This is a genomic window from Tenuifilum thalassicum (genome assembly GCF_013265555.1).
In the GTDB taxonomy this organism is placed as follows: domain Bacteria; phylum Bacteroidota; class Bacteroidia; order Bacteroidales; family Tenuifilaceae; genus Tenuifilum; species Tenuifilum thalassicum.
In genome coordinates, this window is sequence record NZ_CP041345.1 from 2,011,326 (window position 1) to 2,036,015 (window position 24,690).

Genomic DNA, 24,690 nt, shown 5'->3' on the forward strand with positions numbered 1-24,690 from the left:
CCATGAAGAAGTTAAATATCTACATAGGATTTATACTTATAGCAATAATTTCATGCACCGAACGGATGGACATTGAACTTGATGCTTCGGATACGAAACTTGTTGTTTATGGAGGCATTACTACCGATACCATGAGCCACCTAGTTTACCTTTCTCAAACTATACCATTCAATAGCGCTACCGCACCACAACCTGTATCTAATGCTACAGTTTACATTGAAGAGGGTGAAAACAGATATGATTTAACCGAAGACACCAACAATCCAGGACACTACTACACCGCAAGCAACGTATATGGAAAATCGGGAGCAACCTATAAACTTAGAATAGAAAATGTAAACATAGGTGGGTTAACAGAGTTTGATGCTATAGCTCAGATGCCAGTTCTTAATGAAGGCTATCAAACAAACTATCTCGACTCAATTAATGTAACCTACAACACTAACTGGGAAGGATGGGTGATTAATGGTTTTGCCAGGGAACCTGAAAATTTAAGAAATTACTATATGTTTCGGGTTAAGATAAACGATACGAATTACAGCGATAGCCTTGATAACTTGGTCCTTATTGACGACAAGTTTTTTAATGGAAACAACACGGTAGGGGCTGCTTTCTACTTTATTGCTGATAAAGATACCTTAAAACCAGGCGACAAGGTAACACTGGAGTTATGTGCTATTTCTGAAGATTACTTCTACTACCTAAGTGAAGCACAAACAGCCTCGCAACCACAATTCCCACTTTTTAGTCCCCCACCCGCAAATCCAAGAACAAACCTAACTGGGGGAGCATTAGGTTACTTTAGCGCATACGCAATTATTAGGGCATCGTATGTGATGAGAGACGAAGATTTTGAGGGGGTAAAAGGATAAAGGATAAAGGTTGACCCGTGTGACCCGTCCTAAATAAAGGCTACATTAAAATGTAGACATGAGAAAAATCAATTTCGTTTCAAGCTGAACCTTACGCGGCCCAACCTTTCATCCTGAGCGAAGCAAAGGAACTATGACGCACCTACTTGGGGCTATCAATTTTCTAAAAACTAAAAGCTAAACACGGTACTTCAGCTCTTCCGACTCCTAGAGATATTTCGGATTCGCTCCGTATCCTTCCTCCTGAGACCCCCTCCAACTTCCCAGTTGAGCCAAGGCTGTAAGAAGCAATAAACGAGCCGTGTTCGGCGGCGGTTGCACCGCCGTCGGACTATTTGTTACAGGCTGCGCCAGAGTTTTCACTTGTTCGCGCGCGTCTTCTGCGCCCATGTTCCCCCTTGTTCCTTGTTCGGGCGCATCTTCTATTGAAGCGTGTGCTCTTCCTTACCAGATGATTCTTGGTTTGCACTAGCAACAGTATTAAAATACAGCACTCGTCATAAGACGAGCGCTAACGGCGGTGCAATACATGGTTCAAAGTTCAAGGTTCAAGATTTGACCAACAATTTGATCCACTGTTTGCAAGATAATGGCATGAAAGGCTGTCCCGCCAATGGGTCGTGGGCGGGTCGTTGTGTGGGGTAAAGCAAGCGTTGCTGTTAAAGCCATGAAAAGACATGGCGAGTTGCGCCGCGCGGCAGACACGACCACAGGGTACCAATTAGAACAGGTTTTTCAGCCTTGATCTTTTGCTTCTTTTGCATCAAGGCAAAAGAAGGGGAAACAAACGTGGCTTCGGCAAGCTCAGCCAACACCAAGCGCTTACTAGGCGGGTGCGGCGTGACAAGGCGTTGCCGATTCCTTCCGATTATTTCCGAATCATTCTTCTAACTTCCTCATATTCTTCAACACGAAATGCTTCGACAAGCTCAGCATGATAAAGGTTTCCGACTCCTGAATATTTCCAAATCATTCCGATACATTCTTCAAGAAGAGATGCCTCGACTACGCTTGGCATGACAAGGGGCTTCTGTCTCCTTCCGTATCATTCTTTTAACTTCCTGTAACTCCCATTAACTTCCACAACTTTCAGAAAATTTCCCATTCAACACCGAAACTAGTCAGATTGCTCTAGTCACTTACAACCTCAACTCTTACAGCCGATAACTTGAATGGCGCAATACGGCTATAGGGGTCGAGCTCGTCGCGGGTTAACCTGTTAACCTGAGCCTCAGAAAAATGCCAGGGCATAAACAGCTCACCCTCCAACACCTCATCGGCTATTCGAACTTGGGTTTGCAAAGAGCCACGTTTAGAGGTTAACTTAACTATTCCCCCATGTTTAATCCCTAACTTCTGTGCATCATTTGGATGTATGATAACGTAAGGATGGTTAATAAATTCAGTTAGGGCTTTATTTTTCCTACTCATGGTACCTGTGTGGTAGTGGTAAAGGATTCTACCAGAGTTAAGAATATATGGGAATTCTGGTGTAGCCCGTTCGGATTGATCAACGTGCTCAACTGGGAACAGCTTGGCCTTTCCGCTAGGGGTGTTAAACTTATCGAGGTAAAGAGTAGAAGTTCCAGGATGGTCAGGCGACGGGCATGGCCATTGTATCCCATGATTTTCCAAGCGGCTATGAGATATACCTGCCATAATTGGAGTAACCTTTGCTAGCTCTTCAAAAATCTCGGCCTCATCGGAATAGTTGGGCATTGGCTTGCCCATTCTGGCTGCAAGTTCATGAATAATACGCCAGTCGTCTCTGGCCTCACCTGGGCTATCAATTGCTTTACGAACGCGAAGCACGCGTCTATCGCTATTAACAAAAGTGCCATTTTTCTCAGCCCACGATGCTGCAGGCAATACAACATGTGCAAGTTGAGCTGTTTCTGTTAAGAAAATATCTTGGACAACTAAGAACTCTAAGCTTTTAAGCGCCTGTTCGGTATGGTTAAGATTAGGGTCGCTAATCATGGGATTCTCTCCCATAATGTAAAGCCCTTTTATTTTGCCTTGGTTTGCTGCTTGAACAATCTCTACTGTAGTGAGGCCTGGTTTTTCAGAAAGGTTCTCAAATGGCACACCCCAAACTTGTGCAACATAACGACGGTTCTCCTCGTTGGCTACCGGGATATATCCGGGATACATGGCAGGATGGCAACCAACATCAGTTGCGCCTTGAACGTTATTTTGTCCGCGTGGTGGGTCTATACCACAACGCTCTTTCCCAATTTTGCCTGTTACCAATATCAAGTTCAGAAGACTAAAAACATTATGCGTTCCAGTTACCTGCTGGCTCATTCCCATTCCAGTTGCCACCATAGCCGTTTTTGCTGTTCCATAAATGCGAGCAGCCTCCTTTATCTTTTCAGCAGGAACTCCTGTTATCTTTTCGGTATATTCAGGTGTATATTTATCAACCAAAGATTTTAATTCCAAAAAGGTTTGCATTCCGCCTTCAACTCGGTTCTCTATAAAATCGTGGTCAATCCAGTTATTGACAATAACTTCCCTAACCATACCATTTAAAAGGGCTACATCGGTTCCTAAACGAGGTTGTAGCCAAAGCGTTGAATAGTTAACTAGCGGAGTCCATTTTGGGTCAATAACAATGATTTTCATCCCTTTAGCTGCACCTCGTTTTACATAGGTTGCTGTTATGGGATGAGTTTCAATCATGTTATTCCCTGTAACAATAAGACACTCTGTTGTTTCAAAATCCTCAATTGAGTTGCTTGCAGCACCATCGCCAATGGATTTTAACATGGCAGTAACAGTTGATGCATGGCAAAGTCGTGTACAATAGTCGATATTGTTAGTTCCAAAAACGGTTCTAATGAACTTTTGAAAAATGTAGTTGTCCTCATTAGTACACTTTGCCGAAGCATAGCCTGCTAGGGAATTGGGGCCGTATTGTGCCTTAATCGAATTAAACTTATGAGCAATCAGATCAAGCGCCTCATCCCACGATGCCTCTACGAATTTTCCATTTTTACGAATAAGTGGTGTAGTTAATCTTTCAGGACTATGGACGAACTCATACCCGAAGCGTCCCTTAACGCAAAGTCGACCATCGTTGGGCAATACACCCTCAACACCATTGCTCCGAACAATCTTTCCGTTCTGAACAAGCAGCTCAATTTGGCATCCAACGCCACAATATGGGCATGTTGTACGAACCTTCTTTTCTATTCTTTCAAGATTGATTTCGTTTCGATTTGGCTTTTCAACAATAGCACCAGTTGGGCAAAGCTGAACGCACTCGCCACAACCATCGCACTCGCTTTCAGCCCAAACCCCTGTACCTGCAACGATATATGAGTTTAACCCGCGTTCATAAAACGATAAAACATTCTTCCCCTGCACCTCATCGCATGCTTTAATACAACGGAAGCACTTAATACACTTTGATGGGTCGTAGGTTAATACGGGAGAGCTATCATCAACCTTAAATTCGACATTGGGTTGAACAGGTTTAAAAAGCCTACTCTCTGGCTTTTCGAGGTTATACTGTAACATCAAATCGCGTAGCTCATCATGATAGGTGTAATCATAATCGATGTCTTGTTCGCTAAGCAGGTAATCTAGGAGAAATCGACGAGTATCTTCAAGTTCTTGGTCAAAGGCTGTAATCTGCATTCCCTCAGCCACTTTTACAGAACAAGAAGCAACCATTCCTCGCTGCCCTTCAATTTTCACAAGGCATAACCTACACGCTCCAGTTGGTGAAATTTTATGGTGATAGCAAAGTCCTGGTATGTTAAATCCATTAAGCCTTGCTTCGTGGAGAAGATTTGCGCCCTCAGTTGCAAGAATCTCCTTTCCATCAATATATATTTTAACCTTATTTGCCATGTTCTTAATGTTTTGCAGAGTTAGACTCTAAAATATTTTGCCAAAGGCTTCGTAGAGGTAAAATAGGCGATTGTCCGAGCGGACAAAGCGAAGTTTTGGCAATTATATCAGCCTGACGAATTAATTCAGGATAAATATTTGATGGGTTAAAGTGATTTTTATTAATTTCATTAACTAGATGGTTATAAAGTTGGGATGTTCCTACTCTACAAGGTATGCACTTACCACAACTTTCATGCTTAAAAAACTTTAGGATATTCAGCATGGTATCGTTTAAATTACGAGTATCATCGAAAACGATAATTGCACCTGAGCCCAGTGTAAGCCCTACCTCTTTCAATTTATCATAGCCCATCTGCACATCGAGGTGTTTCTTTGATGCGAAAGTTCCTGCAGCACCTCCGAGTAGAGCTGCACCAAATCCTTTTCCATCTTTTATTCCGCCTGCAACATCAAATACCAACTCTTTAAGAGTCATGCCAAACGGAAACTCATAGTATCCAGGTTTATTAACATCACCACTAATTGTAAATATTTTAGTTCCAGGGGAATTTTCGGTTCCAATTGACCTATACCATTTGGCCCCATTAAGAATAATAGAGGGGAAGTTTGCAAGGGTTTCAACATTATTAATTAGAGTTGGCGCCCCCCAAAGCCCATGTTCAGCTGGATAAGGTGGTTTAATTCGCGGATACCCTCGTTTGCCTTCAACGGACTCAATAAGGGTAAGCTCCTCGCCACAAAGATACGACCCAGCGCCTCGTCTTATTTCAAGGTCAAAATCGAACCCACTGCCTAGAATGTTCTTGCCAAGGAACCCATGCTTGTAGGCCTGCTCAATTGCTAGTTGAACCCTTTGAATGCTAAGTTTATACTCGCCGCGAATATAAACAAACCCCCTATGAGCATTTACGCTATATGCTGCTATTACCATCCCCTCAATTAGGGTATGAGGGTCGGTTTCCATAATAATCCTATCCTTAAAGGTTCCAGGCTCCCCCTCGTCGGCATTGCAAATCACATACTTCTCACAATCGGAACAAATAACAGCAGCTGCTTTTTCCTTTGCACCAGTAGGAAAGCCAGCCCCTCCTCGTCCTCTTAAACCAGAGTCGTAAATCTCCTCGTAGATACCAAGAGGTTCACTTTTAAGGGCTTTTCGCAGAGCCTGATAGCCATCGGCTGAAATAAATTCTTCGATGCTTTCGGGGTTTATTAATCCCGAATTACGCAATGCTATTCGGTATTCTTTTAGCATATCAAAAGGGTTATTTGTTCTGGGAATACTGTTTCAGAATATTATCGACCATACCTGGTGTTAAATTACCATACATATCAAGATTAACCATCATGGCTGGAGCCGCTGCACAGTTGCCAAGACATTCAGAAGTTTCCAGCGTAAAAAGCTCATCGGGGGTTGTTTCTCCTACCTTAACATTAAGTTTCTTCTCTAAGTATTCAATTAAGTTTTCAGCCCCCATCATGCTACAAACGGGCGAAGCACATATACGAATAACATACTTACCTCTGGGCTTATCGCTAAACATTGAATAGTATCCAATAACGCCATAAACTTGAGCCTTTTTAATGTTCAAGTGCTTTGCCACCTTCTGTACTACCTCTGGTGGTATATAGCTATTCGGATTTTTGTTTTGTATTTCGTGAAGTATTTCCAGTAGGTAATCTTTACTCTTTGGAAACTCACTAAGTATTTTTTCCACTTCCATGGCTAAATAATTTCGCATTAAGTTAATCCAAAAAGGAAACCTGCGCAATAGATATCGCTAATTTAGAATTAGACTATCAAACCTCTCTAAAATCTGAATTAGAAGTGATTTTACAAATATTTTATGCAAAAAATTCTACAAAAAATCGATTAAACCTTAAATTGATAAGAACACAAAGCAAAAGTGGATACCTGCCATTGAAAGACACAGTATCAACACAGAATTTAAATCCAATTCTATAAAAGCAATTATGCTAGCACTTGCTAAGAGTGATTTTTAGCACAAGTTACTTAGCAAAGTATAAACCTGCCTCAGGTCCAAGCGGCAATCCTAAAATAATCCAAACTATAAGCAGTAAAGCCCAAGCAATAAAAAAAGCAACGGAATAAGGTAACATGGTGGATATTAATGTACCTATACCCGATTTTGAGTCATACTTTTCAAAATAAACAATTATAAGAGCAAAAAAGCTCATCATTGGAGAGATGACATTCGTTACGCTATCGCCTATGCGAAAAACAGCCTGTGATAATTCTGGCGAGTATCCCAGTAACATAAACATTGGAATAAATACTGGTCCCATAATAGCCCATTTAGCTGAAGCGCTCCCCATAAACATATTAATGAAGCCAGAAATAATGATAAAAAGAATAGCCAAAGGAATTAGTCCAATATCGGCACTATGAAGGAAAGAAGCTCCTTTAACAGCAACTAGTAATCCCAGGTTACTCCATTTAAACCACGCAACAAACTGAGCAGCAAAAAAGACTAAAACCAGGAATGATATCAAACCTTTAAAGCTTGAGTTCATGCCAGCAATAACATCTTGATGCTTTTTAAATGTTCCGCTTTTATAGCCATAAACAACCCCACAAGTTCCAGAGATAATAAAAAGAACCGCAATAAATCCCTTCAATACAGGGGAATGAAGAATGCTATTATCCGCACCTCTTAAAAACCCATGATCAGGAATTAACCCCAAGGCAATAACAACCAAAAATAAAAGGAGAGTCACACCAGCCCATTTAAGACCTTTTATTTCATCTTTACTTAGGTTTGAGATCTCTTCCTTTTCTGCATTCCCCTTGTATTTGCCAAGTCGTGGCTCAACAATAGCCTTAGTTACCCAAGTACCAGTAATTGCAATCACAAAAGTTGATACGAACATAAAGTAATAGTTTGCCGTTGGCATTACATAATAGTAAGGATCAACAATACGTGCAGCCTCAGTTGACAAACCTGCAAGTAAAGGATCGATTGTACCAATTAATAGATTTGCACTAAATCCACCACTAACACCAGCAAAAGCAGCAGCCATACCTGCGATGGGATGTCTCCCTAAAGAATGAAATATTATACCTGCTATTGGAATAATAAGAATATACCCTAGATCGGAAGCAACATTTGAAAGTATTCCAGTAAGTACAATCAAAAAAGTGATTGAATTTTTTGGTGCTTTTACTAGCAATAGGTTTATTGATGATCTTATTAGCCCGCTGCTCTCGGCAATTCCTATTCCAAGCATAGCAACCATAACAATCCCTAAAGGGGCAAATCCAGTATAATTGTCAACCATTTCAAGAAGTATCCTATGAAGCCCTTCTTTAGAAACCAGGTTTACAATTTTAATAGCTTCACCATTTCCAGGATTTACGCCCTCCCATTGGAAATAGGCTCCAATTAGCGAAAACAACAAAGTTATTAGTCCAAAAATTCCAAATAATGCAGCTGGATGTGGTAACGAATTCCCTACTCTCTCAACTGTACTGAGTATGTTTAATTTTTTAATCTTCATTATAAAAAGATAATGTGTTAATACATCAGTGCCCAAAGATAATAGAAACTTCGAGTTTACCCTGCATCAAGGACATCTATTAGCGTTTAAAATTTAAGTTTCGAAGCTTGTCCTGCACAGACGGATAAAAGGCATTAAACGTTATGCGTTAAATGTTAAGCGTTAAAAGTTAATAGTTAAAAGTTAAAAGTTAAACGATAAAGTCTTCCGACTCCTTCAGAATATTTCCGAATCATTCCGTGTCATTCTTTTAAATTCTTCTAACTTCTTTTAACTTCCTCATATTCTTCCACCAGAGATGCCTCGGCAAGTTCAGCATGACATTAATTCAAGATTTCAGAATTTTCCGGCTAAGACGGATTCAAGATTCAAGAATTGTCACATGAAATTCCGATTCCTTCCGAATATTTCCGATTTATTCCGAATCATTCCTCTAACTTCATTTAACTTCCTAATATTCCTCCACCAGAGCTACTTAGGCAAGTTTGGCATAAAATTGGGCAACCCCGCTACACACTTTCCACCCAGTCGCCATTTTCCTTGATGATGCTAATCAGTTCCTCAATGGCATGTTCTTCGGGGATGTTCTTTTTAACCACTGTTTTTCCCTTGTAAAGGGTTACCCTGCCTGGACCAGCACCTACATAGCCATAATCGGCATCGGCCATCTCACCAGGGCCGTTCACAATACATCCCATTACACCAATCTTCAACCCCTTTAAATGCGATGTAGCGCTACGAACCTTTTGCAGCGTTTGCTGCAAGCTAAAAAGCGTTCGGCCACAGCCAGGGCAAGCAATATATTCTGTTTTTGTAATTCGCATTCTTGCAGCCTGTAAAATGGCAAAAGCGGTGCTAACTATTGTATCAGGAGCCTGAACTGGGGATGTAATCATTATCCCATCAGCCAAGCCATCGATTAGAAGCCCTCCTAAATCGGCTGCTGCTTTAAGCTGAAATGCTTCCTTATCGGTATCGTTGTAGCTGCGCGAAACCACAACAGGATTTTGCAATCCTTGGTTCATCAGCTCTATTATTGCAGCACGCTGCTCTGTATAGCCATCAGCGTTAGTTGATTTAAGCAGAAGAACCACATTTGAACTCCCCCTAACAGCTACTAAAAGCTCATTATTTAGCAAATCGTTATAAGAAACCTCTAGTAATATTTGCTTGTTAGGCCGTTGAGTAAGGAACTCGTCGATACTAATTGTACAAAAATCAGCTGTGTGTTTCGAAATAACAGGGAGGCCCTCGGTATCATCATTTACTTTATAATCCAGATTCACAAAGAAATCGGGAGCGATATCGCCTCTGGACCACGACCTATTCTCTGTGTTAAATCGCCATCCCCATAAAGTAGCGATATCAGAATTGAAAGAATCTTGTGTAAATGCAAAAACTTTAGGTGGATTATTACCGCCAATACCATTTACCTCGCGTGTAACTCTTCTACTAAACTCAAATGGGTTATAAGGGAAGTTATCGGTTGCGTTAAGTTTGGGTGATGTTACCCTTTTACTAAAATAGCTTACCAGTTTTTTTGCAACAGGAATTTCGTTCTCTGGTTCTTCGGTCAATGATACTCTAATAGTATCGCCAATTCCGTCGGCAAGTAGCGCACCAATACCTACAGCCGATTTTATGCGTCCGTCCTCACCATCGCCAGCCTCTGTAACACCAAGATGAAGCGGGTAGTTCATGCCTTCGGCTTGCATGGTGGCAACTAGTAACCGAACGGCCTGAACCATAACTCGGGTGTTACTCGACTTCATGGAAATGACAATATTGTTAAAGCCATGACTTCGGAATATTCTCAGGAATTCCATGGCCGATTCCACCATCCCTTGAGGTGTGTCGCCATAGCGACTCATTATTCTGTCCGATAATGAACCATGATTCACACCAATGCGTATAGCAACTTTTCTACTCTTACAAATCTCGATAAGTGGGATTAACTTCTCCTCAATTTTTTTCAACTCCTCTTGGTACTCATCGTCGGTATATTCTACATCCTGAAATTTAGCACGAGGGTCAACAAAGTTTCCCGGGTTAATTCGCACCTTCTCGACATGCTTTGCAGCTTCAAGAGCTGCAGCAGGGTTGAAATGCACATCGGCTACAATTGGTGTGTTGTAACCACGAGCATGTAGCTCTCTTTTAATATTTTGCAGATTAGCAGCTTCACGAATCCCCTGAGTTGTTATCCTAACAATTTCGGCACCAGCATCAATGGCTCTTATACATTGCTCAACTGTGGCCTCAGTATCATTGGTGTTGGTTGTAGTCATGGTTTGAATCCGAATTGGATTATCACCTCCAATAGCGGTTTCACCAACTCTTACCTCAATTGTTTTCCTTCGAGTAAACTCAGCAATATTTTTAATATAATTCATCGATGTAAGTTATTATTCTGCAAAATAAGTATTTTTTCAGGGCATTTATAATTGTTTTAATACTCATTATGGTTTCAAATTTGCAAATTGAATTACACTAAGCTGTTAGTATTGCTTTTCTATTGAACTTAAAAGCTCCAAAACTTAGCGAAAACATCTTATCTTTGTAAAAAAATATCAAAATGGAAGGAACACGTTTGCAAAAGGTTGGGCGTTTAATCCAGAAAGAACTGGGTGAAATATTACAGCGCGAAGGGGCATCAATCGTTCCTGGCAAAATGTTAACCGTTACACAGGTTAGGGTTAGCCCCGATTTATCGATAGCAAGAGTTTATATTAGCATATTCCCTTCGAACGACTCTGACAAGTCTATTGAACTCATAAAAAATCACACTAAATTCCTACGAGGAGAACTGGGAAAACGAGTTAGACACCAGCTAAGAGTGATTCCTGAGCTATCATTTTTTATAGATGACTCTCTAGACTATATTGAAAGAATTGACAATCTACTTAAAGAGTAAGTTTTACATGATAAGCCGTTTAGTATCGTTTATAACTCGCTTTATTCCTCGCCATTACCTTCAGCATGTTGCATCGTTTTTCATGAAGATATTGGGTCTTTTTTATCGAGGTAAAAAGTTCCAAGACCCAATTGATGGGGTAAAATACCGTAAACTACTACCCTATGGCAGGCTAACAGTTAGAAAGAATGCCCTTGCACCAAACTCTATGTCGCTTGAAAGGCATAGGCTGATATGGTTATACCTTAAGCGAAAAACCGATTTTTTTACATCGCAAAAAAAGGTTCTACACATTGCGCCAGAATACTGTTTTTTAAAACCATTTAGGCGATTGAGAAATATTGAATATGTAACTGCAGACCTAATCTCACCATGGGCCGATGTAAAGCTTGACGTTCAATCGATGCCATTTGCCGAAAACTCGTTTGACCTTGTTCTTTGCAACCATGTACTTGAGCACGTTGATGACGATAAGAAGGCCATGGCAGAAATTCTAAGAGTTCTTAGGCCAGGAGGATTTGCAATACTGCAAGTACCCATGGATTTATCCATGGAGCAGACGCTAGAAAACCCAGAGTACAACACCCCTGAACTAAGAGAAAAATATTACCAGCAACGCGACCATCTTCGGCTTTATGGGCGCGACTACGCACAACGCTTGGCTTCGGTTGGTTTTGATGTTTTAGAAGATGATTTTGTTTTACAACTCCCTTCACATGAAGTGGAGTATTACGCTCTCCCAAAAGAGGAAATTCTGTATATAGCACGTAAAAAGTAGCATGAATGTTCCATTGTACATAGCCCGCAGATATCTTTTTGCGAAAAAATCGCATAACATTATCAATATCATATCAATAATTTCTGTAATTGGAGTGGCCACGGGAGTAATGGCTTTGGTAGTTGTGCTTTCGGTATTTAACGGATTCGATACTCTTATTGCAAACCTTTACTCACACATTGATGCCGACCTGAAAATAGTTCCCCAGCAAGGCAAAACTTTTAGAATTGACAGTCTTCCCTTTAAACAAATAAAAGGGCTGCCCGAGGTATCGGTTTTTGCTGAGGTAGTTGAGGAAAATGCACTTTTCCGTTATAGAGGCCGACAGCACATAGGTATTATAAAAGGAGTAAGTCGGAACTATACAGAACTTTCGGGCTTGGGCAAGAAGTTAAAAGATGGTGAATTTAAACTTTGGCGAGGAAGTCAGCCTTTGGCAATAATGGGCGAAGGTGTTGCCTACTATCTAAATGCAAGTTTAGCCCATTTCGACCCGCTTTTCATATATCTTCCACGCCGTGGACGCAGCTACTCCCCTACCCGAGCATTCAATAAAAAAGCCATTATGCCTTCGGGGATATTTGCCATTGAACAAGATTTTGATACACGTTACGTTTTCACCCCCATTGAATTTGCTCGCAACCTTCTTATGTACGATTCTGTAACAGTTAACGCAATTGAGATAAAACTCATACCTGACGTTAACCCCGAGAAGGTGAAAAATAAAGTTCAAAGCATACTTGGGAGAAAGTTTAGGATACTCAACAGGTACCAGCAAAACGAATCGCTTTACCGAACCATGAAATCGGAAAAGTTCGCAATAGCCCTGATTCTTACGCTAATACTAATCATTGCATCGTTCAACATTGTTGGCTCCCTCTCAATGCTAATAATAGATAAGCGTGCCGATGTAGAGACTCTTAAAAGTCTTGGTGCCAGCAATAAGCTAATTCAAAAAATATTTCTTTTTGAAGGAATGCTAATTTCAATCGGAGGAAGTTTAATTGGAATTGTTTTAGGGCTTATAACCTGTTGGTTGCAAATTACCTTTAAGCTAATACGGCTAGAAGGTCGTGGCAATTTTATCATCGACGCCTATCCAGTTGATGTGCAGCCTCTAGACATTACGCTAATATTTTTTGTTGTTGTTTCAATTGGATATCTTGCAGCGCGCTTTCCTGTTAGATTAATTACAAAAAGAATTTTACAGCAATAGGCCATAATACTTTTCCCTAAAAAAATAGTCAACCCAAAAATAACAAGCCCGGGGAATAAGTTTTTGTATCGATTAGGATATTCTATAAAAGGAACAATCCTTTTAGGTATTTAATTCACCCAAAAGGATTGTTTTATTATAATAGCCTTGATATTTTCTTCTACAAAAAGACTTACTTAATAGTTACTCACAAACCCTCTACTCAATATTATTAAGAATAAAATCACGCTGCGATTTAAGGATGTTGATAGTATGGAGCAGTAAGTTCTTTATTTCGTTCAACAGGCCAAGATATAAAACGCTATTTCTAGTTCCTGTTTCGCCACGCTTAATACGTTTAACCTGTTTCTTGCGAATTTTATTTAGGTTATTGAGTATTTCCTGTTGCTTTTCAATAGCGTCGGGAACAGAGGTATAGTCGTTATTCTTAATCATGGCCAGGATGTCATCAAATAGTCCCGATAGCTGAACGCTCAAGCTTTTTAGCTCATTTGCTTGCTCAAGTGTTAATCCTTTATGCTGGTTTTCAACATGTTGTAGACTAGGATTAGATATAAACTCTAGGGAGTGAGCTAACTCTCTAAGGTAGTCGATAACCTGAACATAGTAATGACCAGTTTCTATTGAATCGGCTTCAAGCTGCTTAAGAACATTAAAGACATTGTACTTCATGTTTTTGGCTTCCATGTTCAGTTCAGATACCTCTTGGTTAACTTCCTTCAAGAGTTTTCTATTCTCAGTGGTAAGCCCATCAACCGTTCTGTTAAATACCTTGATAGAATCCTTCAAGTATTTTCTAAGATCGTTAGAACATTTTATTACAATACTTTGGTCATTTATTTCTTCATCAAGTTCTTCAGCTTCTTCTTTTTTCCTATTGAGGAAGTTTGATTTTATAATGAGACCAAAAGCAACTAGGATTAATATTATGAATGCAGGAATCTTTCCGTAGTATAGGGCTGTAGCAATAAGGAATGCGATAGTGAAGGTTATAAATGCAGTAAAGAACCAACCTGCAATAACTGTAATCACTCCTGTTATACGATACACTGCGCTCTCGCGTCCCCAAGCCTTATCGCTTAATGAGGTACCCATGGCAACCATAAAGGTAACATATGTTGTAGAAAGCGGGAGTTTAAGCGAGGTAGCAAAGCTAATCAGAATACTTGCCATAACAAGGTTCACCGAAGCTCTAACAAGGTCGAATGCAGGAGCCTCTTTTGGATTAGAGTATTTTGGTGCTTTTGAGGTATCAAATTGTTTAGAAACAAATTTTCTAATAAAAGCTGGTGTTATTTTATCGACCATCACGGCAAATCTGCGTGCAATACGTACAATAATTCTTGAGAACTGAGTACTTCCAAAACGTTCGATACCCACATCTTGGCGAGCAAGATCAACCGAAGTTTCAGTTACTTTTCTAGCTTTCCTCGACAACCAAAGGGTTATAATCATAACAAATCCTGCAATTAACAAGTAAATTGAGTTTGTACTCACCTTTCCAGCAAAATCAGTCATTCTTAAGGCATCAGGGGCAATATCAGGATTTGCTAAATGAATTTGGTAAGCCTTAAGGCCAGCCATTGAAACCCCAATAAAGTTTACTAAGTCGTTTCCTGCAAATGCCAACGCAAGGGCAAAAGTACCTGTTAAAACAATAAATCGTAAGGGGTTAAACTTTAATAACACATGTAGAAGTTGTAATAGAAGTGTCCAACCAATAAAGCTGTAAAGCATTATAGAAGAGGTATGACTTTGAACATAAGCCAACACATCTGCAGGCACCAAACTTGAGCCCTTAAGCCCTTTTACCACAATAAAATAGGTTATAGCCGACATCGCAAAACCACCCCATATGCTTCCTACATACTTTATATTCTTTTGGTAGTTAAAACTAAAAAGTAAACGTGCAATATACTGAACTACCATACCAACCACAAAAGCAACAACCACAGAACTTAGTATTCCCGAAATGATAGCCAGGGCCTTTCCACTGTTTATATATTTTCCTAAATGGGCTATAGTTTCACCTTCGGTACCCATTATTTTATAGATAGAAACAGCTACAGCTGATCCAAGAAGTTCGAAAACCAACGACACAGTAGTTGAAGTTGGCATTCCGTAGGTATTAAAAAAGTCAAGAACGATGACATCGGTTATCATAACCGCTAAAAAGATTATCATCATTTCATTGAAGAAGAAGTTTTGTGGGTAGAAAACACCTTTACGTGCAACTTCCATCATTCCGCTTGAAAACACAGAGCCCACTAACACACCAGCAGAGGCTACAAGCAAAATCCAATGTCGTTTTGCAACTTTTGACCCAATGGCTGAGTTAAGAAAGTTTACAGCATCGTTAGATACTCCAACTATTAGGTCCGAAGCTGCAAGAATAAACAGAACGCCAACAATAATAAGATAGTAAGTTTCCATATCATTTTAATTTTAAAACGATGCAAATTTATGGCATTCGGATATTGGCCAAACAATTTTACTATTATGCTTGAGCTAATTCAATGTTAACTTAATGTTAAGAAATGGAAATTAGATGTGAATTCCACATGTATTTTACAGCTGTTTCCTCTTCCTAAAAGAAACTGGAATACTATCCCCATTGTCCATTTGTAAAGATAACGAAGGAAATCGAATGATCTTTTCAATATGGTGTCGGTTTACAAGATGCGATTGGTGGCAACGAACAAATCCACACTCCTCGAGTAACTCCTCAAATTCTTTTAGGGTTTTGGTTACACGTATTCTGCTTTTATCGGCAAGAATAAAATTGGTAGAGTTATTATCACTCTCACATCTAACTATCTCACTAGTATTTACAATATATGTCTCTTCGCTATTACGAAGTACAATTAGCTTATCTTTTTTTTCTGGGTTCTTAGTATTTTCAATCAGAGCATTTAAACTTTGCTGTTGACTGTCGTCATATACCTTCGATAAAGCATTATCAACAGCACGAGCTAAATCATCAGGGTCAATGGGTTTAAGGAGGTAATCAACAGCGCTAAACTTAAAAGCCTTTATTGCAAACTCTTGATATGCAGAAATTATTATCACTTTAAAATGCAGCTCATCAAATCTTCTTAACAAATCAAAGCCTAAACCATCGGTTAGCTGCATATCAAGAAAAACTAAATCGGGCTTACTTTTAAGTATAACCTCATAGGCTTCTTCAATCCTTTCAGCCTCACCAACTACATGAACTGTTGGACAATATGTCCTCAACATGTGATTTAATGATTCTCTTGCATGAAGTTCGTCGTCAACTATTACTGCTTTTACCATGTAGCTTTTAAATTGGAATTATAATTCTGGCTATGGTACCGTTTTGTGTCTTGCTTATAGTGCTCTTATCGGTAATAGACATTTTAATGCCCGATTTCCCAAGCTTGCTTAATTTCTCTATTCTCTCTTTGGTAATTTCGGTAGCTAACGACTTGTAACTTTTGCCATTCTTTAGCTGAAGAAGCCTAGCCTTATTGATTCCAATTCCATTGTCCTCAACTTCAATAGTTAGCTCATTTGGTTTTGAAAGAATATAACGTATACTAAGCACACCTTCGCTTTCAATAGAACTCAGCCCATGCTCTATGGCATTTTCAATAAGAGGTTGAGCTAGCATAGGTGGAATGAGAACGTTTTTAATATCTATTGATTCGTCTACAACAATAGAGTAGCTAAACTTATTAACAAAACGAAGTTTTTGTAAATCGAGGTAGAGCTTCAATGTGGTTATTTCTCTATCGATGCTACATAGTTCTGCTCTTGAATTTTCTAGAACAAGACGAGTTAACTTTGCAAAGTTAGCTAAATACTTACTGGCCTTATGGGGTTCATTTCTAAATATATAGCTCTGAATGGCTGTAAGCGAATTAAAAACAAAATGTGGATTCATCTGTGAAATTAACACCTGCTGCTCGTATCGCAAAATAATGCGTTTTAACCGAATATGGTTATAAATCACAAAGGCAATAAGTAATGCAATAATCGCCAAATGAATAAGAATCAAAGTTGTTTGTGGAATAGAAGACAAAAACATGATAAACATTTGTTTGATGCAAATATATTACTTTTGGTTAAACCTTTGCCCTTTAATTTCATCGAAAAGAATAACTTTGCATGTTCATAAGTTAATAATGAAACGAAACATTACCATACTTGCTATTACCACAGCCGTTGTTATGATGTGGGTACATGCATTGGTTCCACATCACCATCATAATGGCGAGGTGTGTTTCGTTGAAACTCATGATGTAGGATACAATCACTCGGCCAATAGTAGTAATGAAAACAATAGTGAGCACCATAAGCACACATCCTGTAATCTTTTAAACGATTTAGCACAAGCTGAAAAGTTCAGGTTTCCTGCCTCAGCTTTAATTGTAAAGACTACACATATTGTACACTCTATATTGGCAGAATCTTTTTGGGCTAATCTGCATCTAAGAATATGGACATCGAAATATATTTTCTACTTCAACTTTCACAAACGCTGGCAATCGCCATTATTAAATAGCATCTCGTTTCGCGCACCTCCATTTTAGCGTTTACAATCTTTGCTTACATAGCTGCTAAGAGATAAATTGACTTATCTCCAAAAACTATTTTTTACCAAAACTATAAATTGTAATTAAAATGGTGCGAAAATTTAACATCTTGTTTTTTACAGCATTGCTTATTTTTTGGGGATGCCACAACACTAATGAATCCCATGAGCATTCACATAACGAACACAGCCACGAACACGCAGAAACGGCTGACCACGACCACGATGAAGAACTTACTCATTTCACGGTATATACCAACAACTTAGAGATTTATATTGTAGGAAAACCACTTATTATGGGAGAGGAGTCGGAACTGCTTGCTCATCTTACCAACCTTAACACGTTTAAACCTGCTGAGATTGATTCTATTGGCTTTGAAGTAAAATTCGATAACAAGGAGTACCACTTTCATGGCCATGCCACCAATACAAAGGGAATTTACCACATTCATGCAAATTTTGACTTTAACGGGGAGGCACAAGGAAAGTTGATTGTTTATAACAATAATGGAGAAACAAACGATATTGATTTGGGCAAGTTTGAGGTTTACCACTGTGAGCACGATTTTGAGGATGCTCATGAGCATCACGAAATCCCAAACTCCATACACTTCAGCAAGGAGCAGGCGTGGTCGGTTGATTTTGCTACAACAGCTGTTAATCCCATGCCAATGGGAATGGTTATCAGAACATCGGGCAGAGTAATGCCTGCCCAAAGCGATGAAAGGGTGATTACTGCAGGGGCGTCTGGTGTTGTCAACTTTTTGGAAAGTAATGTTTACGAAGGATTGATGTTAAAAAAAGCGAATCCTATTCTAAGAATAACATCAAGCGGCACTACCGACGATAACTTTTTAGTTCGGTACACAGAGGCTAAAAACAGATTTGAAATTGCAAAAGCCCAATACGAAAGGCAAAAAGCATTAGCCGTTGAAAAGATAGTTTCTGAAGCCGAGTTACAAAATTCCTTGAAAGAGTATGAGGTAGCCAAAGCTGCATATCAAACCATTGTAAAAGGGAACAGCTTGCAGGGTCAGCTCATATCTAGTCCTTTCGATGGAGAGGTTACGTCAATCTTTGTGTCAAATGGCGAATATGTTTCGGCTGGACAGCCACTTATAAAGTTAGCAAGGCTTTCAACGCAGAAAATTCAATGCTATGTTCAGCCTAAATACATTAAGGAATTGGGGAACATTAACGATGCAAACATAAGGATTGCTGGTAGCAGTAAAACTCTAAACTTACATAAAATTGGAGGAAGGATTGTTTCGGTAGGTAGAACAATAACCTCTGCTAATCATTTAATTCCAGTTACACTGGAAATACCATATACCGAAAATGTTCCCAATGGTGAAATAGCAGAAGTGTACCTACTATGCAAGCCTGCTAAAAATCTGCTAACAGTTCCCAAAACTGCTCTTCTGGAAGCACAAGGAAACTATTTTGTAATGGTACAGCATAGCCCCGAAACATTTGTTAAGCGCGAAGTTAAACTTGGCATTTCGGACGGAGTTAGAGTTGAAGTTTTAAGCGGACTTAAACCAGGCGAAAGGGTTGTAACTCGTGGAGCCATTTATGTAAAAATGGCACAAAGTTCTGGTGCATTAGATGCTCATTCGGGTCACATTCATTAAATCGTTACGGCTATGCTTGATAGGATAATAAAATTTTCGCTAAATAATAAGTACTTAATACTAGTAAGCACTTTAGTGCTTATTCTTGTTGGGCTACGTACGGTATCGACTATGGATATCGACGTGTTCCCAGACCTAACTGCGCCAACGGTGGTTGTATTGACCGATGCGCATGGTATGGCAGCCGAAGAGGTTGAACGGCTAGTTACCTTTCCCATTGAAACTGCTGTAAACGGAGCAACCGATGTTCGACGTGTACGCTCGGTTTCGGCGCAAGGATTCTCTTTTGTTTGGGTTGAATTTGATTGGGGTGCCGATATTTTTAAAGCACGACAGATTGTTAGCGAAAAGCTAATAAACGTATCCCAACAAATGCCAATGGGAGTTGGACAGCCAATGCTTGCCCCACAGAGCAGCGTTATGGGAGAAATCTTTTTTGTTGGTTTACAAGCCGACAGCACAAGCATGATGGAGCTACGCACCTTGGCTGAGTGGACCGTAAAACCGTTAATTCTTGCTACTGGTGGAGTTTCGCAGGTTACCATTATTGGAGGGGATTACAAGCAATATCAAGTTGTTGCCAATCCAACACGAATGCTTCACCTTGGAATATCGATGCACGAGCTGGTGGAGGCCTGCAAGTATATCAGCCTAAACTCAAACGCAGTTAACATTCGCGAATACGGGAATGAATATGTAGTTCGTGGAATTGCACGAACAGCCGATATTGAACAGCTTGGGCAAACACTTGTTACCACTAGAAATGGCTTACCAGTAAAGGTTAGCGATGTGGCAGATATTAAAATTGGAGCTGCTCCTAAAATGGGATACGCATCGTTTAACGCTTCGCCTGCAGTTATTCTTGCCATCTCAAAACAGCCCAATATCAACACGCTTGAGGTTACTAAAAAGATTGAAGAAAACCTCGAAAACCTAAAAAAATCGCTACCAGCAGATGTAAAACTCGATACAAAGATTTTTCGTCAGGCCGATTTTATTGAGCGGTCAGTTGGAAACGTACAACAAGCCCTAATTGAGGGAGCAATATTTGTCTCCATCATTCTTTTTCTTTTTCTAGGTAGTTTCCGAACTACCATAATCTCTCTTCTTGCCATCCCCCTTTCTCTTCTTGCCACATTTGTGGTTATGAAACTATTGGGATTAAACATCAACACCATGAGCTTAGGCGGCATGGCCATTGCCATAGGTTCACTTGTTGATGATGCCATTATTGACGTGGAAAACGTATATAAGCGACTAAGGCAAAACCGGCTGAAGCCTAAAGAGGAACGATTATCGTCATTTTCTATTGTTTTTGAGGCCTCACGTGAGATTAGAGCATCAATTATGAATGCTACACTTATTATAATAGTTGCCTTTGTGCCCCTATTCTTCCTTAGCGGGATGGAAGGTCGCATGCTTAAACCACTTGGAATTTCGTTTATAGTTTCGCTTTTCATGTCGCTACTTGTAGCCATGACACTTACTCCAGTTCTTGCTCGCATGTTATTAACTGGCGATAAGTACTTGAAACGAAACGAAAAGGAGAAATGGCTTGTTATCAAGTTACGTAATTGGTACGAAAGGTCACTTACCAAAGCGCTAAATCACAAGTGGAGCGTGATAAGTTCTGCCCTTATCCTATTGATAGCATCAGTAATCCTGCTTAGTGGTATGGGACGTAACTTTTTGCCAGAGTTTAACGAGGGCTCTCTAACGCTCTCGGTAGTTACACCACCAGGGACATCACTTGACGAGACTCATAAAGTTGGTTACTATATTGAAAAGCAACTACTAGCTATACCTGAAGTTATTTCAACTGCTCGAAGGACAGGTAGAGGGGAGCTTGACGAACACTCACAGGCAACCAATAGCTCAGAGATAGATGTAAACTACCAGCTAAAAGAACGTAGCAACGACGAATTCCTGGCAGATGTTCGCGCAACACTTGCACGCATACCTGGTATTGCTGTTACTGTTGGCCAACCGTTAGGCCATCGAATCGACCATATGCTATCAGGTACAAGGGCTAGTATTGCCATAAAACTTTTTGGCGACGACCTGAGCAGGTTATATTCACTTGGCAATCAGATTAAATCTGAGATTATTGGTATAGAGGGCCTGGTTGACGTTAACGTTGAGCAGCAGGTTGAAGTACCACAAATACAGATTAGAGCCAATAGGGCTATGCTAGCCGAGTATGGTATTAGCATAGAAGAATTTAACGAGTTTATTGATATGGTTCTTGGTGGGGAAAAACTTGCAGATATCTATGAGGGTCAACAACGTTTCGACTTGGTGGTTCGATTAGACTCAAGCTATACATCCACTATTGATGGGTTAAAATCGGTTTTAATCGATTCGCCCACACACGGGAAGGTTCCTCTTGAACAGGTTGCCGAAGTAGTTTCGGTTACCGGGCCTAACACCATAAGCCGAGAGAATGTTCAGCGTAAGCTTGTTATTTCGGCCAATGTGGCCCAACGCGACCTGCGCAGTGTAGTAAATGACATCAAAAGAACTGTAGAGGATAAAATCTCGTTTCCCGAGGGTTATAGAATTGAGTATGGCGGTCAGTTTGAAAGTGAGGCCCGCGCTTCACGTACACTTATGATTGCCTCATTAATATCTATCCTGGTAATTTTCATGTTACTTGTGGTAGAATTTCGTAACTTTGGTTTAGCAGGAATTATTCTGCTTAATTTGCCCTTAGCCCTTATTGGTGGAGTTTTTGCCATTTGGATTACATCAGGTGTAATAAGTATTCCTGCAATTATTGGATTTATTTCGTTATTCGGAATAGCTACACGTAATGGTATTTTACTAATATCTAACTATATTCGACATCATAAAATGGGAGTAGATATCCAGGAAGGAGTTATACAAGGGTCATCGGACAGGTTAAATGCAATTCTAATGACAGCATTAACCGCTGCCCTAGCCCTAATTCCTCTTGCGTTTAAGGGGCATCTTTCTGGTAACGAAATTCAAAGTCCAATGGCAAAAGTAATTTTGGGAGGCCTACTAACATCTACATTTTTAAACATTTACATTATCCCAATTGTTTATACCATGTTTGTTAAAAACAAAAAAGTTAAATACGATGATATTGAGGACTAAAATAATTGGTCTACTACTGATTTTAGCTGTAGCAGACATCTCTCACGCCCAAAATAGTTTCCAAGCTATTTTACAACAGATAGACACAAACAACCTGGCATTAAAAGTTTATCGGCAGCAACTTGAAGCCGATAAACTTGCAAGCCGAATTGGGCTATCACCAAGCAATCCTCAAGCCGAAGTAATTTACCAATGGGGTAGCCCTGTTGACATAGGCAACAAAACCACAATTAGCATAACTCAGGAGTTCGATTTTCCAACAGCTTATATTTATAAGTCAAAGCTAGCAAAAGGTTCAGAAAATTCTTATCAACACGAATATTCTATTAAACGTGCCGAGGTTCTTCAAAATGCATCAAGAGTATATGCCGATATAGTATATTACAACGCATTGGTTGCAGAACTACAGCGCCAGTACAAAAGTGCTGAAATAATTGCACACTCGCTAGAACGAAAGTTTGAGGTTGGAGAGCAAAACATAATTCCTTCAACACAAGCAAAACTAGTTATGCAAGAGCTGAGTTCTCGTCTTGAACAGATTAAAATGGAACGGCTGGCACTAAGAGACGAACTCACAGCACTTAATGGGGGTATTCCAATAGAAGTTACCGATTCGACAATGCTGCTTCCAGAACTGCCTGAATCGTTTGAAGCCTGGTATGGTAAAACCGAACAGCTTAATCCCGAATTGGCATACTTAAACAACGAAATTGAAAATAGCCGTTTAAGGCTTAGTCTGACCAAATCGGAAAGTTTGCCCACTTTCACATTGGGATATGCCAGCGAGAAGGTTGTTGGTGAGCGTTTTCAAGGCGTAGTGGCAGGCTTGTCAATTCCTCTTTGGGAAAAGTCTAATACCATTAAGCATGCAAAGGCTAACCAACGGTACGTGCAACTTGCTAAGGATGAGTACACATTTACCTACCGGCAGCAAGCCCAACGTCTTTATAACAAGGCAACCAGCCTAAACAAGCTAATATTGGAGTTGGAGCAAACCATTAAACAATACGACATAACCTCGAAACTAAAGCTTGCACTCGAAAAAGGCGAAATCTCAGTAGTTGAGTATTACAGTGAGCTTAATAGCTACAACGCAATCAGAGAAAGGCTGCTGGAGGTTCAGCATGAATATCTTTTAACATACATCGAGCTAAATAGATTTGTATACTAACGTTAACTTTTGAGTAATGGCAGAACGTAAAACCATACCAACTAATAAAGATGTTTACGAATTTATTAGAGAGTTTGCCAATAACGAGCAAAAGTATAACGATAGTTTGGAATTAGTCAAGCTAATGAAAGAGGTTACCGGCTGTGAACCAAAAATGTGGGGACCTTCAATTGTTGGTTTTGGCAAGCATCTGTACAAAACCACCAACAGCAAACAAGAAGGCGAAATGTTTTTAGTAGGTTTTTCGCCTCGAAAAGCGGCCATATCGCTTTATGTTTACACAGGAAAATCGGAACACGAGCACCTACTGGCAAACCTAGGAAAGTTTAAGAAAGGAAAGGCTTGCATTTATATCAATAAACTTTCCGACATAAATTTGCAACAGCTAAAACAACTGATGAACGAAACGGTTAAATACAAAAAATCTCAAAATGAAGAAAATAAGAATTGAGTTCAAATGGGCAGTTATATTTACGTTGGTAGCATTACTTTGGATGCTACTTGAAAAGTTAAGTGGACTGCACGGAAAATACATTGATTATCATATGTATTTGACAAATCTATTTGCCATTCCTGCTATAATAGTAATGGTTATGGCTTTACGCGATAAGAAAAACACCTACTATGGAGGGGTGATGAGCTATACACAAGGATTAATCTCGGGAATTGTTCTTTCGGCGTTTATAGCTTTACTTAGCCCATTAGCACAATGGATAACAACTTATGTGATTACGCCAGAATATTTTCCAAACGTTATTAAACGCTCTGTTGAACTTGGCTTTTATAAATCAATTGAAGAGGCACAGGCATATTTTAACTATAAGAACTATGCCATTCAAGGTGCGATATGGTCATTAATCATGGGAATTGTCACTACTGCTATAGCCATGATTTTCATTAGAAGTAAGAAAAGTGCAGAGAATAAATAGCGATTAGAAAATGGCTACAAAATAGCGCTCACCATATGGTGGGCGTTTTTTCTTTAACAAGGTTTTTAGCTATTCCAGTTTTAAACCAACCGAAAAATTTTATCTTTGCTTAACC

At 39.7% G+C, this 24,690-nt stretch carries 18 protein-coding genes; 10 read left to right on the forward strand and 8 right to left on the reverse strand.

The features are described from left to right. Positions 1-2 precede the first annotated feature (2 nt). Positions 3-872: a DUF4249 domain-containing protein gene (locus FHG85_RS08490; protein WP_173074894.1), complete on the forward strand. Its 870-nt coding sequence runs from the start codon at positions 3-5 to the stop codon at positions 870-872. 1,131 nt (positions 873-2,003) lie between these two features. Here FHG85_RS08490 and fdhF read toward each other — a convergent pair. The 5 genes from fdhF to ispG form a co-directional block, all read right to left on the reverse strand. Further along, positions 2,004-4,733, reverse strand: a complete 2,730-nt coding sequence (gene fdhF, locus FHG85_RS08495; protein ID WP_173074895.1) for a formate dehydrogenase subunit alpha — start codon at positions 4,731-4,733, stop codon at positions 2,004-2,006. Positions 4,734-4,737: 4 nt separating this feature from the next. Next, positions 4,738-5,991 (reverse strand): complex I 51 kDa subunit family protein, encoded by a 1,254-nt coding sequence (locus tag FHG85_RS08500; RefSeq protein WP_173074896.1) that lies wholly within the window; start codon positions 5,989-5,991, stop codon positions 4,738-4,740. Positions 5,992-6,001: 10 nt separating this feature from the next. Further along, the gene (gene nuoE, locus FHG85_RS08505) at positions 6,002-6,478 is read right to left on the reverse strand and encodes an NADH-quinone oxidoreductase subunit NuoE (RefSeq protein WP_220429190.1); all 477 of its coding nucleotides are present in this window, start codon (positions 6,476-6,478) and stop codon (positions 6,002-6,004) included. Positions 6,479-6,746: 268 nt separating this feature from the next. After that, positions 6,747-8,255, reverse strand: coding sequence for an AbgT family transporter (locus tag FHG85_RS08510; protein ID WP_173074898.1), 1,509 nt, complete (start codon positions 8,253-8,255; stop codon positions 6,747-6,749). A 509-nt stretch (positions 8,256-8,764) separates the two neighbouring features. Then, a complete protein-coding gene (ispG, locus tag FHG85_RS08515; protein ID WP_173074899.1) occupies positions 8,765-10,648 on the reverse strand; it encodes a (E)-4-hydroxy-3-methylbut-2-enyl-diphosphate synthase in 1,884 nt (627 codons plus the stop codon). 182 nt (positions 10,649-10,830) lie between these two features. Between ispG and rbfA the strand changes: the two genes are divergently transcribed. From rbfA to FHG85_RS08530, 3 genes are read left to right on the forward strand one after another with little or no spacing between them, the layout of a single operon-like run. Continuing rightward, a complete protein-coding gene (rbfA, locus tag FHG85_RS08520; RefSeq protein ID WP_173074900.1) occupies positions 10,831-11,169 on the forward strand; it encodes a 30S ribosome-binding factor RbfA in 339 nt (112 codons plus the stop codon). A gap of 7 nt (positions 11,170-11,176) precedes the next feature. After that, complete coding sequence (locus FHG85_RS08525) at positions 11,177-11,947, forward strand: class I SAM-dependent methyltransferase (RefSeq protein WP_220429191.1); 771 nt, start codon at positions 11,177-11,179, stop codon at positions 11,945-11,947. Between the two features lies 1 nt (position 11,948). Continuing rightward, a complete protein-coding gene (locus tag FHG85_RS08530; protein ID WP_173074901.1) occupies positions 11,949-13,163 on the forward strand; it encodes an FtsX-like permease family protein in 1,215 nt (404 codons plus the stop codon). 198 nt (positions 13,164-13,361) lie between these two features. Here FHG85_RS08530 and FHG85_RS08535 read toward each other — a convergent pair whose 3' ends face one another. From FHG85_RS08535 to FHG85_RS08545, 3 genes are all read right to left on the reverse strand, one after another. After that, a complete protein-coding gene (locus tag FHG85_RS08535; RefSeq protein WP_173074902.1) occupies positions 13,362-15,596 on the reverse strand; it encodes an inorganic phosphate transporter in 2,235 nt (744 codons plus the stop codon). A 135-nt stretch (positions 15,597-15,731) separates the two neighbouring features. Next, positions 15,732-16,460 (reverse strand): LytR/AlgR family response regulator transcription factor, encoded by a 729-nt coding sequence (locus FHG85_RS08540; protein ID WP_173074903.1) that lies wholly within the window; start codon positions 16,458-16,460, stop codon positions 15,732-15,734. A gap of 7 nt (positions 16,461-16,467) precedes the next feature. Further along, positions 16,468-17,214: a sensor histidine kinase gene (locus FHG85_RS08545; RefSeq protein WP_173074904.1), complete on the reverse strand. Its 747-nt coding sequence runs from the start codon at positions 17,212-17,214 to the stop codon at positions 16,468-16,470. 97 nt (positions 17,215-17,311) lie between these two features. Between FHG85_RS08545 and FHG85_RS08550 the strand changes: the two genes are divergently transcribed. The 6 genes from FHG85_RS08550 to FHG85_RS08575 all read left to right on the forward strand — a co-directional run bounded on the left by FHG85_RS08550 (position 17,312) and on the right by FHG85_RS08575 (position 24,575). Beyond that, on the forward strand, positions 17,312-17,719 hold the full coding sequence (locus FHG85_RS08550) for a DUF6769 family protein (protein ID WP_173074905.1): 408 nt from the start codon (positions 17,312-17,314) through the stop codon (positions 17,717-17,719). A 91-nt stretch (positions 17,720-17,810) separates the two neighbouring features. Further along, the gene (locus FHG85_RS08555) at positions 17,811-19,355 is read left to right on the forward strand and encodes an efflux RND transporter periplasmic adaptor subunit (RefSeq protein ID WP_173074906.1); all 1,545 of its coding nucleotides are present in this window, start codon (positions 17,811-17,813) and stop codon (positions 19,353-19,355) included. 12 nt (positions 19,356-19,367) lie between these two features. Further along, positions 19,368-22,475 (forward strand): efflux RND transporter permease subunit, encoded by a 3,108-nt coding sequence (locus FHG85_RS08560; protein ID WP_173074907.1) that lies wholly within the window; start codon positions 19,368-19,370, stop codon positions 22,473-22,475. Further along, positions 22,459-23,646, forward strand: coding sequence for a TolC family protein (locus FHG85_RS08565; protein WP_173074908.1), 1,188 nt, complete (start codon positions 22,459-22,461; stop codon positions 23,644-23,646). Before FHG85_RS08560 ends, FHG85_RS08565 begins: the two co-directional genes overlap by 17 nt. Before the next feature lie 16 nt (positions 23,647-23,662). Beyond that, positions 23,663-24,097 carry a DUF1801 domain-containing protein gene (locus FHG85_RS08570; protein WP_173074909.1) on the forward strand — a complete coding sequence of 145 codons (435 nt, stop codon included), beginning with the start codon at positions 23,663-23,665 and terminating at the stop codon, positions 24,095-24,097. After that, positions 24,078-24,575 (forward strand): DUF4199 domain-containing protein, encoded by a 498-nt coding sequence (locus tag FHG85_RS08575; protein WP_173074910.1) that lies wholly within the window; start codon positions 24,078-24,080, stop codon positions 24,573-24,575. Before FHG85_RS08570 ends, FHG85_RS08575 begins: the two co-directional genes overlap by 20 nt. Positions 24,576-24,690: the final 115 nt, after the last annotated feature.